Raw genomic sequence first — 15,509 nt, forward strand, 5'->3', positions numbered from 1 at the left:
TCAAGCGATGCGAAGATCGCTCGACTAAGACTGTGGGTTCCTCCAGGACGGCCGCGCCGGGCCCGATAACCGGTCCCGCTCGCTCGCCCGTCTCCCTGGCGGCCCGGTAAACATTACTACCCCTCCAGACCAACGCCAAATCGGGGTACCGCGACGGCGCTCACACCGAAAAATCGCCAGATTTCCTCAAGTTCCGAAATGCGATGCGCCCTGGCAGATCCCCACCAAGGACATGACCAGCAAAGACAGCCGGAATGCCCGAGCGGCCGGGAAAGCGGCACGGCAGCGAGGCCCGACGTCAGCACACAAGGGCACAGAAGTCGGGACAGCAGCGAGGCCGAGGACAGCACGGCAAGGGCTCAAGTGATCGACACCGCGGCGAGAGCGATCGACGCCGCAGGGAGAGCGATCGACGCCGCAGCGAGGCCGGAGGTCAACCCGACGAGGTCCCACGCGATCGACACCGCACCAAGAGGTGGGAAGAACACGGCAGGGCCGGGATGGCGACCCGGCACGGGAGGAAGGCCGGGCAGGTGACGGGAGCACGGAGTCAGCGACGGGCCCGGCGGAGCGGGCTTCCCCACGGGGGCGGCCCCCAGCGGAGAACGCGCTGAGCTGGACGATGTCCACGGGTAGTGCGGCGTCCTATTCCTGGAGACGTGCATGGGTAGGCGTATCAGAGGAAGGAAGAAGCCGCAGGAAAGGACCGCCGTGACCGAGGGGGAAGCCTGGAGGGGAAGCGGACGCCGCGTTTGATCGAGGGACCGGGGAAAGGACGACCGGTGGCGAGAACCGGCGGGACGGGGGCTGTGTCGCGTGCGCGGAGGGCATATAACCGACGCATGCGCACTGATGAGCTGGCCGATCTGATCGCCGAGGTTCCCGGCACCGAGGTGACCGCGGTTCCCGGCATCGTCAAGGTGCATGTGCCGGCGATCGGGGACACCGCACGGCTGCTCTTCCGGGATGTGCTGGACGCCTACGAGGTCGCGGTGCCGACCGGGGCTCCGGCCGTACAGGTGGATCTGAAGCGTGGTCGTGAATCCCTTCCGGTGATCTTCACGGTGGACGACGTGGTCTTCGCGCCGGTCTATGCCGATTCGGTGGTGGATCCGGAGGACGAACTGCTGGTGCCGGCCATGCCGGGGATGCTCGGCTATTCGGAGATGCACCGGGACGTGCGGGCGCTGGGCAAGGCGATCGACGATCCGGCGCTGGAGCTGGATCCGGAGATGCTCGCGGCCACCCTGCTGGCGCACCGGTGTTTCATCGCCGGCGCGGTACGGGTCGGTCTGTGGCCGCTGCGCGTGGCGGCCTGGTGGGAGTACACGTCGGCACGCTCGGCCAAGCAGATCCGGATGGCCCGGTTCCGCCCCGACGAGGACTGGGACCGCCTGATGACCGGCGTGAAGGAGGCCCGTCGCACGACGGCGCCCGCCGAAATCTGAAGCCACGCTGAAAAGGAATTCGGTGCGGGCCGCGGCGGGGGCAGGATCGTGGCATGACGACGGAACTGCGCAAGATCTTCAACACCGAGGCTTTTCGGTACGATCGGGTGCGCCCCACATATCCCCCGCAGATCTTCGACGACCTGGCCTCGGCAGGTGTCCCGCCACCGGCGAGCGTCCTGGAGATCGGCCCCGGCACCGGCAAGGCGACCGTCCCGTTGGCGGAGCGCGGTTACCGGGTCGTCGCCGTGGAGTTGGGCCCGGCGCTGGCCGAGGTGGCCCGCGCCAACCTGGCGGCGTTCCCCGGGGTGACGGTGGAGGTGGCCGATTTCGAGCAGTGGCCACTGCCGGAGACCGGTTTCGACGTGGTCCTGGCGGCGACCGCCTTCCACTGGATCGATCCGGCGATCCGGGTCGAGAAGTCGGCGGACGCCCTGCGCCCCGGCGGTCTGCTGGCGACGGTGACGACCCACCACATCCGGGGTGGCACGCTGGAGTTCTTCGCGAGGGTGCAGGAGCACTACGAGCGGTGGGATCCGAAGACCGACCCTGATCAGCGACTGCGCCCAGCGGCGGAGATCCCGGTCGACGACGAGGAGATCCGGCACCGGTTCGAGGCGCCGGTCTTCCACCGCTACGAGTGGGAGGCCACCTATGCGACGGGTGACTATCTGGACCTGCTCCTCACCTACTCCCCCACCCGCTCGCTGCCGCCGGAGGCCAGGGAGGGCCTGCTGACCGCGATCGGCCGCCTGATCGACGAGCAGCACAACGGTCGCGTAGTGAAGCGCTACCTGTCAGAGCTGAGGCTGGGCCGCCGAAGATAGAGCGGCCCAGCAGCCACCCGAGCCGGGTCACGCCTATGGGCACAGCACCGCCCAGCGCACGCGGGGCGGCGCCGGGACGGGACGGGGTGGTGGGTTACGGGGTCACTGCACCTGCGGGGTGTAGTGGGTGGCCTCGTCGCCTTCGAGGATGCGGCTCTTGGTGCCGTCGAGGCTGTACGGGACGTCGCCGGCGACGGTGACGCGGTGGAGTTTGCGGGGGAGGTCGCCGTAGTCGTCGGCGGCGTAGTGCTGGGTGCTGCGGTTGTCCCAGACGACGATGTCGCCGACCTGCCACTTGTGGCGCAGCGTGTTCTCCGGGCGGGTCACGTAGTGCTGGAGCAGGCGCAGGAGGTCGCGGCCCTCGGTCTTGGAGACGCCGATGAGGCCGACGACGAAGCTGCCGATGAACAGGTTGGGGACGCCCGAGTCCGGGTTCACGCGGACCACCGGGTGGGCGGTGCGGTACCGGGTGGCCGCGAAGACCTTCTGGTACTCCTCGACCTCGGTGGAGAGGAACTGGGGGTGTTCGGCGTAGTCGTACTCGTTGGAGTGTTCGGCCCACAGCGTGTCGGCCAGCGCGCGCAGGTGGCCGGGCAGGTCGGCGTAGGCGGCGGCGGTGTTGGAGAAGAGGGTGTCGCCACCGTAGGAGGGGATGACCAGACTGCGCAGTGTGGTGGCCTTCGGCGGGGCGACCACGAAGGTGACGTCGGTGTGCCAGGCGTTGGCGCGGGCGCCCGGGCCGGCGGCGACCTCGAGGACGTTGGCCTGGCCGTCGACGGACGGGACGGTCGGGTGGGCGAGCGTGAGGTCACCGAAGATCGAGGCGAACCGCTGGTGCTGGTCGTCGTCGAGATGCTGGCCGCGGAAGACGAGCACCTTGTGTGTGACCAGGGCGTCGTGGATGTCGCGGGCGTCGGTCTCGGTGATGACCTGTTTCAGGTCGACGCCGGAGATCTCCGCGCCGATGCGGCCACCGATGCGGGTGATGTCGATGCTCATTACGGCTCCCTACGGTTGCTTCGCCTTGCCTGCAACGTAGGACGACACGAACGACAGCGCTACACATATCCCATAGAGTGAATGGGAAATGTGGGTAAAAGGAGAGGGCGGGAGCCGCAGCCCCCGCCCTTCCCATGGAATCAGAACGTCAGACGACCGGAACGTCGCGGACCGAGCCGCCTGAGCCGCCTGAGATCAGGACGTCACTCGTCGTCGCCCTCGAAAGCGTCGCCGATCTCGTCGAAGACCTCGCCGGCCACGTAACCGGCGGCGAGACCGCCGGCCACGCCCATCGCCACGCCGCCCATGCCCGAGCCGTGGTGCCCGTGGCCGTGGCCGCCGTGCCGGTAGTGCCCGTGGTGGCCGTAACCCGGCTGCCCGTAACCGGGCTGCGGGTGGCCGTAACCCGGCTGGGGGTGCCCGTAACCCGGCTGCCCGTAACCGGGCTGCCCGTAACCGGGCTGCCCGTAGCCGGGCTGGCCATAACCCGGCTGACCGTAGCCCGGCTGGCCGTAACCGCCCCCGTGAGCGCCGTGACCGCCGAAGCCCGGCATCGACTTGCGCCGGTCGACCGCCTGGCGCACCCAGCCGTCGACGACCTGGCGCCAGTCGGTGGTGTCGGCGTCGGCGTGCGACACCGTGTAACGCCCGTAGGTGTCGTGCCCCTGGGTGAAGAGCCCACCCCGCTTGTCGAACTCGAGCACCACCTCGACCTGGTGCGGGCTGGTCACGAAGGTCAGCTCGACCTCGTTGACGGCGCCGGCGTACTGCTGCGGCGGGAAGTACTCGATCTCCTGGTAGAACGGCAGGGTCTGGTGGACGCCGTAGATCTGCCCGTACTCCAGGTCGGCGCTCTTGAAGTGGAACCCGAGCTGCTGGAACGCGTCGAGGATGCGCTGCTGGATCGGCAGCGGGTGCACGTGCACCGGGTCGAGGTCGCCCTTGTCGATGGCCCGGGCGATCGCCACCTCGGTGCGGACGCCCATCACCATGCCGCGGAGTGTCTGCCCGTACACCGAGGTGATCGGGGTCTCCCAGGGCATGTCGATGCGGAACGGCAGGGCGAGGCGCTGGCCCTGCTGCAGGCGCATCGGGCCGGTGACCGGGATCCGGAGGAAGTCGGCGGTGGTCGAGTAGTCGCTGTTACCGCTCTCCACCTCCATCCGGGTGACGAGGCCGAGGGTGATGTGCTCGATGTCCGCGTCCTGGGTGCCGCCGACGAGGTTGACGTTTCCCGTCAGTTGCGCGCCCGGATACGTGCTGGGATTCGACAGCACAGTGTCCACGCTCAGCCCACCGACTCCGATGGCACCGAGCAACTTCTTGAAGACCACGATGTTCTCCCGCTGTAAGAAACGTGCCCCGGAAAACTAGCAACGCCCGCTGAACGTACGCTGAAAAACCGCAGGTACTTCAACGTTACGGGCACCGTGCAAGATCACGGCTTCCGGGCGACGGCTCCATACATCGAGGTCTCGGCGGGAGTGGGCCGGTCGGGCGAGTCGGGACGCCAGTCGCACATCGCCACCACGCCGGGGTCGAGCAGGTCCAGGCCGTCGAAGAAGCCGCTGAAGACCGCGTGGTCGCGGGGCCAGGCGTCGACGGCGCCGGAGGCGAGCATCGCGTCGTAGCGGGCGCCGGCCTCGGGCGAGACGAAGTCCTTGGTCGAGTTGGTGGCGACCAGGTAGCTGCCGGGCGCGGCGGCGTCGAGCAGCTCGCGGACCACCTCGCGGGCCCGGGTGTCGTCCGGGATGAAGTGCAGGACCGAGATCAGCAGGATGCCGACCGGGCGGGACAGGTCGACGGGTCTCCTTGAGCTCGGCCGAGCCGAGGATCGCGCGGGGGTCGTTGAGGTCGCCGTCCACGTAGGTGGTGACGCCGCCGATCATCAGGGACCGGGCGTACGCGAGGACCATCGGGTCGTTGTCGACGTAGACCACTTTGCTGTCGGCGGCGATCCGCTGGGCCACCTCGTGGGTGTTGTCCGGGGCGGGCAGGCCGGTGCCGATGTCGACGAACTGGCGGATGCCGGCCTCGGCCAGGTGCCGGACGGCCCGGTTGTGGAAGGCGCGGCCCTGGCGGGCGGTGGTGCGGACCGCGGGATAGGCGGCGGCGATCATCTCGCCGGAGTCCCGGTCGACCTGGAAGTGGTCTTTGCCACCGAGCCAGTAGTTCCACCGGCGGGCCGGGGAGACCGTCCTGGTGTCCACCTTGGGCGGGGTGTCCGGACTGGTCACAGCGGCTTTCCTCCGAACGTGGGACGGCGGTCCTGCCGGACTCATGGTAGCCGTCCGGGCACTGTCCGGCTGCCCCGTCGTATCCACTTAGGACCTCGTTGCTCTTTCCCCGGGCTCCCGGTCCGGCTTATTCTGCGCGGGCCATGGCCACCATCGCGCCGCCTTACCGGCCCTACTCGCCCGCTCTCCCGCCGATCGACACGCCGGATCGCCACGGTGACTCCGCCGTCGCGGTGACGCTGCGCCATGGGCCGCTGGCGTTCCTGCTGCGCCGCCGCACCCCGGTGCTGGAGATCGACGGGCAGGGAGTTCCGGCGTACTGGGGGCGGGTGGTCCAGTCGGTGACGATCGGCGAGCACCACGTGCACGTCCATGTGCCGTACAGCGGCCTGCGGGAGCGGACCGGGACCGCCGACACCACGGTGATCGCATTGTCCGGCCGGACCGTGGAGCTGGAGTACCGGGCGCCGCTGGTGTCGTTCCTGCGCGGGGCGATCGGCACTCCCCCGCAACGTCATCCGGGCACGATCGCGATCTGGCTGGCACTTGTCACCACGGCTGCCGTGCTGTCCTGTCTGTGCGCCGGGCTCGTACTCCAAAATGGCTGAATGGCTGAAAAAGATCAGCGGGCCTGGATCTCCTCGTGCAGCGCGCGCATCAGCTCCGCACTCGTGAACGGCTTCTCCAGCAGATGGACGTCGGCCGCGAGCGTCCCGTGGGTGGTCAGCACCGGCTGGGCGTACCCGCTCATGAAAAGGACCTTGGTGCCGGGCCACCGGGACCGGACCGCATCGGCCAGGTCCTTGCCCAGCATGTTTGGCATGATCACGTCGGTGAGCAGGACGTCGATGTCGTTGCCGGCGGCCAGTCGCAGCGCCTCGTCACCGCCGTCGGCGGCCAGCACGGTGTACCCGCCCCGGGTCAGGATCCGGCAGGTGACCTCGCGCAGCGCACTCTCGTCCTCGACCACCAGCACCGTCGCGCCGTGCCCGGTGAGCCCGGCCGCCGAGTCGTCGGGCACGTAGGCGGCCGCCTCGGCGTCGGTGACCGGCAGCAGGATGGTGAACGTGGTGCCGATCCCGGCCTCGGAGTAGATCTGCACGGTCCCGCCGGCCTGGGTGATGATGCCGTAGACCGTGGCCAGGCCGAGCCCGGTGCCCTGACCACTGGGTTTGGTGGTGAAGAACGGCTCGAACGCCTTGTCGATCACCTCCTTGGGCATTCCGGTGCCGGTGTCCGAGACCCGTAGCCGCACGTATCTGCCGACCGGCAGCCCGGCCCGCCCGGCGGCGTGTTCGGCGTCCACCTCGACCGGGGCGGTGTCGATGGTGAGCCGTCCGCCGGTGGGCATCGCGTCCCGGGCGTTGACGGCGAGATTCACCAGCACCTGTTCGAGCTGACCGGGATCGGCCATCACCGACGGGAGATCCTCAGTTGTCCGTACGGTCAACGCGATGTGCTCCCCCAGCGACCGTTCCAGCATCTGGTGCACCTCGGTGACGACCGTGTTGAGGCTCAGCGGCCGGGGCCGGATCACCTCCCGGCGGGCGAAGGCGAGCAGCTGGTGGGTGAGGTCGCTGCCACGGCGGGCGGCCCGGGCGATCTGTTCGGCGTCCGAGGCGGGCGGGGTTCCGGCGGCGTCCTCGATGATGAACGAGGCGTAGTTGAGGATCACCGCGAGCAGGTTGTTGAAGTCGTGGGCGATCCCGCCGGCCAGCTGGCCCAGGCTCTCCAGGCGCTGGGTCTGCTGGATCCGCGCCTCGAGCCGCTGGCTGTCGGCCTCCTCGCGCAGGCGGCGGCGTTCCTCCTCGGCGGCGAGCCGTTCGGTGATGTCCCGGACCACCGCCACGGTGACCACGCCGGTGTCGGTGTGCAGATCGCTGCAGGCGATGTCGACGGGCAGCTCGGCGCCGTCCGCGCGGACCGCCCGCCGGGTGGCCCAGCGCTGGTCGGGCTCCTCGATCGTGGGCAGGCCGTCCGGCAGCGGCACGCTCACCGGCAGGTGCAGCAGGACGTGGCCGGGCCGGCCGAACAGCCGCTCGGCCTCCGCGTTGACCAGCACGATCTCGCCGTCCTCGGCGACTCCGAGAACCGCGTCCGGTGCGGCGTCCAGGATCGCCTGCACCCGGGCCTCGGCGCGTTCCCGGTCGCTGATGTCGCGGGTGATGCTGGTGGTCCCGACGATGCTGCCCTGCTCGTCGAGCAGGGGCGAGACCAGGGTGGAGACGGTGATGATCTCGCCCTTGGCGGTGCGGCGCACGCTGCGGTAGCGGTCCACCCGGCCGCCGAGCCGGACCATCAGCCGGACCTGGTCCTCGTCGCCGCGGCGGTCCTCCGGGATGATCAGGTCGATGCTCCGGCCGATCATGGCGGCGGCCGGGTGGCCGTAGAGGGCTTCGGCGCCCGGGTTCCAGGACAGCACCCGGCTGTCCAGGTCGATGGTGACTATCGCGTCGTGCGAGGACTGCACGATCGAGGCGAGCAGCGAGCTGGTCCGGGCCGCCTCCCGGTGGGCGGTGTCGTCACGCAGGACCGCGGTCACGTACGTCTCGCCGTCCGGGGCGTCCAGCGCGGCGAGCGAGATCTCCACCGGGAAGACGGTGCCGTCCCCGCGCAGCCCCCGCAGCGGCCGGCGGCGCATCGGCGGGTGGGCGCCGGACAGGTACTCCACCCGCTGGCCCGGGTGCCGGCCGCGGGACTCGCCGGGGACCAGGTCGTCGACGGAGCGGCCGACCATGGCCTGCCCGGCGTAGCCGAACATGTCGTGGGCGCGACGGTTCGCCATGGTGATGGTGCCGTCCGTGCGGCTCACGATGATCGCGTCCGGGGCGCTGTCCAGCAGGAGCCCCGGGATCCCGGTCGACTCCACCGATGTCTCCCATCCCCCGAACCTCCTCTGTACCGAACTTCGGATGCCGGGGCGGGCGTTTCGCGAAAAAACGGTCAATGACGCGGCACGATGGCCGCTCCGGGCCGCCGGCGGCTGGCGACGGCGATCCCGGCGTCGGCGGGCCGGTCGAAGCCGTCGCAGCTGTCCTCCGGCTCCACCTCGATCAGGTCGAGCAGGTCGGGGCCGGCGTGCCCGGTGTCGACGGTGCCGCCGATCAGCCCGAGGGCGGCGGCACAGTTGCGGCCGTACCCCTGGACCATGCGATCCACCCGCGTCGGGTGCCCGCATCGCCGGCACGGTCGCATCCTGTCCGGCAGCGGCGCTTGATCCATCCTGCGATTGTCCGCCATCCCCGGGCCGCCGGCATCCCGGTCAGCTTTCGCCGACGGCCTGCGCCAGTTCCTGCTTGTTCATCCGGGACCGGCCGTGGACGTCCTGGTCCTGGGCCATCCGGTACAGCTCGCGGCGGGTCGTGGCGTGGTCCGGCAGATCACCGGAGGTGGCTTCGGCGAACCGGCGGCCCATCTCCTCGCGTTCGGCCGCGTCCAGTCGTTCGGACAGCAAGGGCAGAAGATCCTCCTCCTCTTCCCGTACGTGGTGACGAAGCTCCCCGGCTATCGCGGCGATCGTGCCGTCGTATCCGGGATCGTCGCCGTCGCCACGGAGCAGGTTCGTCAGCATCTCCTCGACCTGGTGGTGTTCGGCGGTACCGTCCTTGACCTCGTCGCCGGCCTCACCGGCCAGGTCCCGGATGCGCGGGTAGACGAACGCCTCCTCGGCCTCGGAGTGCGGTAACAGCATCCGGGCCACCTCCTGCATGATCGCCGCCCGGTCGGTGCCCTCCTCCGCCTCCTCGGCGCGGGTGAGCAGGTCGTCGACCTGGCGGTGCTGCTCTTTGATGATCTCCACGATGTCCGGCACGAGTTCCCCCTCGAATGATCGGTTCGAGGACTGAGTACCCTGAAAAATACGGATCTATCGGGCTAATCGACTGCCAGGAAACGTTCATCTTGCGGGCCGTAACCTTCTGGCGGACCGAAGTCGGGAGGAGACCGCAGTGCAACCGTTCCGGATCTTCAGGATCACCGCGATCGCCGAGGCCGTGTCGTGGACCGGGCTGCTCATCGGCATGTTCCTGAAGTACGTCACGGAGACCACCGAGGCCGGGGTCTGGCTGTTCGGGCGGCTGCACGGGGCCCTGTTCGTCGCCTACCTGGTCTCGATCCTCTGGGTGGCCCGGTCCGAGCGCTGGTCGCTGTGGCGCACCTTCTTCGGCCTGGCCGCCTCGATCCCACCGTTGACCACGATCGTGTTCGAGCGCTGGGTGGCCAAGCGCCGCCCAGCCGCGGAGCCGGCGGCCGCCACCGCCTGAGTTCCGCCGGTGGGGGCGTGTCTACCGGCACGCCCCCACCACCCTCGACCCCGGTCCGCTCGGGCCTTGACCTGGTCGCGGCGCCGGACCGGCGGTGTCCTCCGGGGCAGGGGCGGCGGTGACGACGCGGTTGGTGAGGCTGCCGGTCCCCTCCACGGTCAGGGTGACCACGTCCCCGTCCCGCAGCGGCGGCGGATCCTGGCGGCCGTGGCGTCCCCAGAGTTCGGCCAGGCAGCCGCCGTTACCGACGGTGCCGGAGCCGAGCACGTCACCGGGCACGACGACGCTGTCCCGGGCGGCGTACCCGATCAGGGTCTCGAAGGTCCATCCCATGTTGCTCAGCAGGTCCCGGCCGACCTCGGCGCCATTGACCTTCCCCGTGTCCGCCGCGGCTGGGATCACTGTCCCGGCCGGGCGGGCCGTCGCGGAAGGCCGCATCGGTGATCGCAGCCATCGCTACAGCCGATGGTTGCGGCTGCTGGTTGCGCGTCACACGGCGTGCAGCTCCGGGCTCGTCTTTCCTTCGGCGCTCGGCTGCGGGCTTGCCATCTTTTCGGCGCGCCGTTCCGGGCCCGCCTTTTCTGCTGCGCCCGGCACCTGGCCCGCTTTGTCTGCCGCGCCCGGCTCCGGGCTCGCCTTTGCTGCCGCGCCCGGCACTGGGCTCGCCGGAAGGACCCGGCCGGAGCCGTACGAGGTTCCGGCCCGGTCGCGTTCCAGCCAGCCGGACTCGACGAGCATGCGGCGCACCGCGGCCACGTCGTCGGCGGCCCGCGCGATCCGGTTGTTGACCTCGGCCTCGGTGAGCACCCCGTCGACCGCCACGAACCGGGCGAACAGCTCGGCCATCTGCTGAGCTTTCTCGCTCAACGTCGGCGGAAGGCTCGTAAGGCGGCCGTGCGCGAAATACGACCGCAGCTTCGGGTACCCGGCGAGCAGCGGCGCGATCGGCTGACCCCGGTCCAGTGCCTCGGCCGCCTCGCGCAGCACCCCGTCCCGCGCCCGGTAGGTGCCGTTGCCGGTGCCGGTCGCCACCCCCGCGCCGACCAGGCGGCCCAGCAGCTCGGCGACCTCCGGGCGGGGCAGGTCCAGGTGGATCGACATCTCGAAGATGGTGCAGCCGTCCTTGCCGTGCCGGGCCAGCTCGGCGAACGCCCGCAGGCGCACCGGGTGGGACAACAGCATCAGGAGGCCGGCGGCGCGCGCGGCGTCTACGGACATCCCCTCACCGTAGGCACGGCGCTCTCGCCGGGCACGTCAATTTCAGCGCTGCCGGCACGGCGCTCTCGCCGGGCACGTCAATTTCAGCGCTGCCGGCACGGTGCTCTTTCCGGGCACGTCAATCTCAGCGCTGCCGGCACGGTGCTCTTTCCGGGCACGTGAACTCTGTATTGACTTATTTCGATTGATGGGTGAGGCTGTGGCCACCTTCGGGGGCACGCGGTGCGCGCCGGCACGGGCAGCCGGCACGCAGTCCACCGCCGCCGGTCGTCCGTGTGACGGCCCTCGCTCAGGAGAGCTGAGTCCATGCGTACCAGAAATCTGATCTTCGCAGTGATCGCCGCACTCGCCGCCGCGTTCACCGCCGTCGTCCTCGTGCCGCCCGGCCCCGCCGCCGCGCACGGCAACGTCGTCAGCCCCGCATCGCGCAACTACGGATGTTTCGAACGCTGGGGATCCGACTTCCAGAACCCGGCCATGGCCACCCAGGACCCGATGTGCTGGCAGGCGTGGCAGGCCGACCCGAACGCCATGTGGAACTGGAACGGCCTGTACCGGGAAGGTGTCGCCGGCCAGCACGAGACCGTCATCCCCGACGGGCAGCTGTGCAGCGCCGGGCACACCGAGAGCGGCCGCTACAACGCCATGGACGTCACCGGCGACTGGAAGGCCACCTCGATCGGCAACGCGTTCACGGTGTCACTGTTCGACGGGGCGCGGCACGGGGCCGACTACATCCGGGTGTACGTGAGCAAGGCCGGGTACAACCCGGTGACGACCGCGCTCAAGTGGTCCGACCTGCAGCTGGTCACGACGGTGCCGAACACGCCCGCCGCACAGTGGACCCGGCAGCTGTCCAACGGGGTGCAGCAGGACATTCCGGTAAGCGTCTCCGGGCGGTCCGGGCGGGCCCTGGTCTACACGATCTGGCAGGCCAGCCACTCGGACCAGTCGTACTACTTCTGCAGCGACGTGAACTTCGGCGGCACCACCTCCCCGTCCCCGTCCACACCCACCTCGCCGTCGCCGTCCACATCCCCGTCGCCGTCCACATCACCGTCCACATCCACCCCGCCGGTCAACGGCTCCTGCGCCGGCACACACACGGTGACGTCCCAGTGGTCGGGCGGCTATCAGGGCGAGATCAAGATCCTTGCCGGGAGTACGGCGATCAAGAGCTGGACCGTGACCCTCACGTATCCCGGGGCGTCCCCGATCGCCCAGGTGTGGAACGCGTCGCTCACTACGAACGGTAACTCGGTACAGGCGACAAACGTGTCGTACAACGGCAGCGTGGCAGCCGGCGCCACCACCAGTTTCGGCTTCCTGGCCTCCGGAAGCCCCACCACCCCGACGGTGACCTGCGCAGCAACGACATAGACCTTTCGCGATCCGCTTCATCTTTGTTACAGTGCGGTTAATGGGAGCGCTCCCAGAACCGCCGTCCCCCGCCTTGACCCAGTCCCCTTCCGCCGGCCGATCAAGTCCCCTCTCGTCTCCCTTCCTCCGACTGGTCAAGCGCCCCTTCTTCCCCTTCCGCCAGCCGATCAAATCCCCCCTCGCTCCTTCCGCCGGCCGATCAAATCCCCCCTCCTCGTCCCCCTCCGCCGACCGATCGGATCCCCCTTCTCGTCTTCCTTCCTCTTCACCGATCGAGTCGGCTTTACCGATCCAGTCCGGCTTTACAGATCGAGTCCGGCTTTACCGATCCAGTCCGGCTTTACAGATCGAGTCTGGCTTTACCGATCGAGTCGGCCTTGCTCCGACCGATCGGACGAAGCCCAACCACCACCCGCGTGCCCCGACCCCGAAGGCCACGCACTGCTGAACCTCAGCGGGATCCGAGGCAGCCCCACCTCACCCCGCACCTCCGGCCACCAACACGCCGGAGCCCCCGGTCCCGGACCCCGCCGAGACCGGACGCATGCAGCGGCACCGGAACCCCGGTGCCGCTGCACCGCGTCCCCCTCCCCACCGCCGCAGCACTCCGGCCCGTAGCCGCATCCCGGCCCGTCGCAGCACTCTGGCTAGTCGCAGCACTTCCGGCCCGTCGCCGTATCCCGGCCACCGCCCGCCGTGACCTCGATCGCTGTCATGGCGCCCTACTATGGCCGCGGTCAGCCCTGCCTTATCCACCGCCAGCGTGTCCTGGCCGGCGCATCTCTCGCCTCTTGCCTCTTGCCCCTCGCCCCTCGCCCCTCGCCCCTCGCCCCTCGCCCCTCGCCCCTCGCCCCTCGCCCCTCGCCCCTCGCCGACGAGTCTGAGGCACGCGTTACGGAAGGCTTAATCTTCGGTGTGACAGGGGTGCCACCGCGGCCGGGTATTCATGAGAATGAGTCGGTGAACATTCACGGGGAGCTCCGGAACACCATCGCCGTCATCACCGCGCCCCGGGGCCGGCCCCCCGAACCACGAGCGGTGGTAGCGGGCTGGGTGGCCGCCCTAGCCGCCGGAGCCGGATTCATCCCACTGCATCTGGTGTGGGCCGCGGGAATCCCACTGTTCGCCGACGCGAAACGATTCGCGGCCTGGCATGCGCACGGTGGCGGGGCCTACCTGTGGATTGTGAACGGCCTGGCCGTACTACCGGTGATCCTTGCCCTGGCACTGATCCGCCCGTGGGGACTGGTCTTCCCGGCCCGGATGTCCATGATCCGCCCGCGGACACTGCTCCCGGCCATCCGCCCGCGGACGCTCGCCTCGCTGATCCGGCCGGGCACGCTGGTCTCACTGATCCACCCGCGGACGCTCGCCTCGCTGATCCGGCCGGGGACGCCGGCGTCCCTGGCCGGGTTCCCGCAGCCCGCCGACGAAGAGGCTTCCAGAACGGACGGTCGACGAAACCCCGACACCAGCGGACAAAGTCTCCCGGGGACGAACCGGCCATGCCCTCGCAGAATGAACGAGCAACAGCCCCAAGAGACGAACGGGCAATGGCCCCTGAGAACAAACGGACAACAGGCCCCTGGCACCACCGGGAAACAGACCTCCGGCACGACCGGACGACAGACCTCCGGCACCACCGGACGACGGCCCCCCGACACCACCGGGCAGCGGACCTCCGATACCGCTGGACAACAGCCTTCTGGCACTGCGGGGCAGCAGGGCTTCGGGATTTTCCGGGTCGCCGGGTGGCGGGTCTTCGGCGTCGGTGGACGGCCTGTCCCACGGCTGCTGTTGATCGTTCCCGGGTATGCGCTGGTGGCGGCGCTGAGCGGCTACGCCTTGTTCGCGTTTGTGCTGAACTTCGTCCGGCTGGGTGCGCCGGAAGCGATCTTCAACCCGTGGATCGGGGTTTACGACATCGTGCACTTCACCATTTGGATCATCGCGTTGACGGTCGCCGTCCACAGCTACGACGTCCGGACCCGCCTCGACAACCGCTGACGAAACGCCCGCCTCGACCATCGGCTGAGAAGCTGCTCTCCTCCACAGACGATCCACGGCCGCTCACCGCGCGAACCCATCTGGGGACGCACGCCCGGAAACCAGCGACAGACATGTGGACACAGGCTCGGACACGGGTGACAGATCTGTGGACACAGGCTCGGAAACCTGCGACAGACCTGTGGACACAGGCTCGGGCACCGGTGACAGGTCTGTGGACACGGCCCCCGATTGTGGGGTGGGTTCTGCCGGTGGGGCGGTCGTCTGCCTCAGAGCCGGCACGGCGACGGTGGCGGCTGCCCGGCTCATCCGCTGCGGCAGCGCGGCTGCAGTGCCTGTTCGGGATAGGAGGCCCGGTGTGGCGATCCGGTGTTCGCGCGGGATTGTTGCCGCCCGCCGGCGGATTGCTGGCCAGTGGTCTGCCGGATGGTTGGGACGTGGGTAGTCACTGATCGAACCATTGCGAGGGTGGTCACTGATCGAACCATTGCGAGGGGTGGATCAGTGGAACTGGTTCTGGACGTTCTCCAGGACCACTGCCAATGCCTGGCCTGCGCCTATGGAGATGGCGGCTACGCCCCAGCGTTTGTCTCTTTCTCGCAGTACGTGGGCCAGGGTTGCCAGGAGTCGGGCGCCTGATGCTCCCAGCGGGTGGCCGATGGCTATCGCGCCGCCTCGGGTGTTCACTGTCGACGGGTTGATCTTCCAGGCGTCGATGCAGGCCAGGGACTGGACCGCGTACGCCTCGTCCAGTTCCACCGCGCCCACGTCGGACCAGGTTATGCCTGCTCGTCGCAGGGCCTTGTCGGCGGCTTCCACCGGGGCGACACCGGAATCCCGGGGATCCACGGCGTGGGCGGCGCGGGCTGCGATCCTCGCGATCGGGTCGTAGCCGATGGCGAACGCGGCTGCCGCGGTGCCGAGCAGGATCGCCGCCGCGCCGTCGGCGAGTGGGGAGGTGTTGCCCTCGGTGATCGTGCCGTCTTGGCGGAACGACGGTTTCAGGCGGGCCAGCTTCTCCGGGCTCATGTCTGCGCGGATGCCCTCGTCGCGGGTCAGGACTCCGGCGAAGTTGTGGACGACGATGCCGGCCGGACCCGGGGCCCGGTGGTCGACAACGGTGCCAGCCGG

At 69.5% G+C, this 15,509-nt stretch carries 15 protein-coding genes and 1 pseudogene; 6 read left to right on the forward strand and 10 right to left on the reverse strand.

Annotation, left to right across the window (positions count from 1 at the left end):
* The first annotated feature begins 842 nt into the window (after positions 1 to 842).
* Together Aco03nite_RS39705 and Aco03nite_RS39710 are read left to right on the forward strand one after the other, a co-directional pair.
* Positions 843 to 1,448 (forward strand): hypothetical protein, encoded by a 606-nt coding sequence (locus tag Aco03nite_RS39705; protein WP_203805858.1) that lies wholly within the window; start codon positions 843 to 845, stop codon positions 1,446 to 1,448.
* A 53-nt stretch (positions 1,449 to 1,501) separates the two neighbouring features.
* Positions 1,502 to 2,275 carry a class I SAM-dependent methyltransferase gene (locus Aco03nite_RS39710; protein WP_203805860.1) on the forward strand — a complete coding sequence of 258 codons (774 nt, stop codon included), beginning with the start codon at positions 1,502 to 1,504 and terminating at the stop codon, positions 2,273 to 2,275.
* A gap of 102 nt (positions 2,276 to 2,377) precedes the next feature.
* Here Aco03nite_RS39710 and Aco03nite_RS39715 read toward each other — a convergent pair whose 3' ends face one another.
* The 4 genes and pseudogenes from Aco03nite_RS39715 to Aco03nite_RS54595 form a co-directional block, all read right to left on the reverse strand.
* Complete coding sequence (locus Aco03nite_RS39715; RefSeq protein ID WP_203805861.1) at positions 2,378 to 3,274, reverse strand: TauD/TfdA dioxygenase family protein; 897 nt, start codon at positions 3,272 to 3,274, stop codon at positions 2,378 to 2,380.
* A 203-nt stretch (positions 3,275 to 3,477) separates the two neighbouring features.
* Positions 3,478 to 4,608: a sporulation protein gene (locus Aco03nite_RS39720; protein WP_203805862.1), complete on the reverse strand. Its 1,131-nt coding sequence runs from the start codon at positions 4,606 to 4,608 to the stop codon at positions 3,478 to 3,480.
* Positions 4,609 to 4,712: 104 nt separating this feature from the next.
* Positions 4,713 to 5,072 (reverse strand): SAM-dependent methyltransferase, encoded by a 360-nt coding sequence (locus Aco03nite_RS54590; protein WP_307837672.1) that lies wholly within the window; start codon positions 5,070 to 5,072, stop codon positions 4,713 to 4,715.
* Between the two features lie 70 nt (positions 5,073 to 5,142).
* Positions 5,143 to 5,556, reverse strand: a pseudogene (locus Aco03nite_RS54595) (SAM-dependent methyltransferase); the annotation flags it as partial.
* Between the two features lie 98 nt (positions 5,557 to 5,654).
* Between Aco03nite_RS54595 and Aco03nite_RS39730 the strand changes: the two are divergent.
* Entirely contained in the window at positions 5,655 to 6,119 is a 465-nt protein-coding gene (locus tag Aco03nite_RS39730) for a hypothetical protein (protein ID WP_203805864.1), read from the forward strand.
* Between the two features lie 14 nt (positions 6,120 to 6,133).
* Here Aco03nite_RS39730 and Aco03nite_RS39735 read toward each other — a convergent pair whose 3' ends face one another.
* From Aco03nite_RS39735 to Aco03nite_RS39745, 3 genes are all read right to left on the reverse strand, one after another.
* Positions 6,134 to 8,380, reverse strand: a complete 2,247-nt coding sequence (locus tag Aco03nite_RS39735) for a PAS domain S-box protein (protein WP_203805866.1) — start codon at positions 8,378 to 8,380, stop codon at positions 6,134 to 6,136.
* Positions 8,381 to 8,454: 74 nt separating this feature from the next.
* Positions 8,455 to 8,661, reverse strand: coding sequence for a hypothetical protein (locus Aco03nite_RS39740; protein WP_239145822.1), 207 nt, complete (start codon positions 8,659 to 8,661; stop codon positions 8,455 to 8,457).
* A gap of 112 nt (positions 8,662 to 8,773) precedes the next feature.
* Entirely contained in the window at positions 8,774 to 9,322 is a 549-nt protein-coding gene (locus Aco03nite_RS39745) for a hemerythrin domain-containing protein (protein WP_203805870.1), read from the reverse strand.
* A gap of 136 nt (positions 9,323 to 9,458) precedes the next feature.
* On the opposite strand from Aco03nite_RS39745, the gene Aco03nite_RS39750 reads away from it, so the two are divergent.
* Complete coding sequence (locus Aco03nite_RS39750) at positions 9,459 to 9,773, forward strand: DUF3817 domain-containing protein (protein WP_203805872.1); 315 nt, start codon at positions 9,459 to 9,461, stop codon at positions 9,771 to 9,773.
* Positions 9,774 to 9,794: 21 nt separating this feature from the next.
* Here Aco03nite_RS39750 and Aco03nite_RS39755 read toward each other — a convergent pair whose 3' ends face one another.
* On the reverse strand, positions 9,795 to 10,211 hold the full coding sequence (locus Aco03nite_RS39755) for a fumarylacetoacetate hydrolase family protein (RefSeq protein WP_239145820.1): 417 nt from the start codon (positions 10,209 to 10,211) through the stop codon (positions 9,795 to 9,797).
* Between the two features lie 51 nt (positions 10,212 to 10,262).
* Entirely contained in the window at positions 10,263 to 10,991 is a 729-nt protein-coding gene (locus tag Aco03nite_RS39760; RefSeq protein WP_203805874.1) for a DUF2087 domain-containing protein, read from the reverse strand.
* 306 nt (positions 10,992 to 11,297) lie between these two features.
* Here Aco03nite_RS39760 and Aco03nite_RS39765 point away from each other — a divergent pair, with 306 nt between their 5' ends.
* A complete protein-coding gene (locus Aco03nite_RS39765) occupies positions 11,298 to 12,371 on the forward strand; it encodes a lytic polysaccharide monooxygenase auxiliary activity family 9 protein (protein WP_203805876.1) in 1,074 nt (357 codons plus the stop codon).
* 1,518 nt (positions 12,372 to 13,889) lie between these two features.
* The gene (locus tag Aco03nite_RS53580; RefSeq protein WP_239145821.1) at positions 13,890 to 14,378 is read left to right on the forward strand and encodes a hypothetical protein; all 489 of its coding nucleotides are present in this window, start codon (positions 13,890 to 13,892) and stop codon (positions 14,376 to 14,378) included.
* A gap of 501 nt (positions 14,379 to 14,879) precedes the next feature.
* Here Aco03nite_RS53580 and Aco03nite_RS39775 read toward each other — a convergent pair.
* Positions 14,880 to 15,509, reverse strand: a 630-nt coding sequence (locus tag Aco03nite_RS39775) for a thiolase family protein (protein WP_203805878.1), incomplete at its 5' end; no start/stop codon positions are given.

It is taken from the genome of Actinoplanes couchii, assembly GCF_016862075.1.
GTDB classification, from domain to species: Bacteria; Actinomycetota; Actinomycetes; order Mycobacteriales; family Micromonosporaceae; genus Actinoplanes; species Actinoplanes couchii.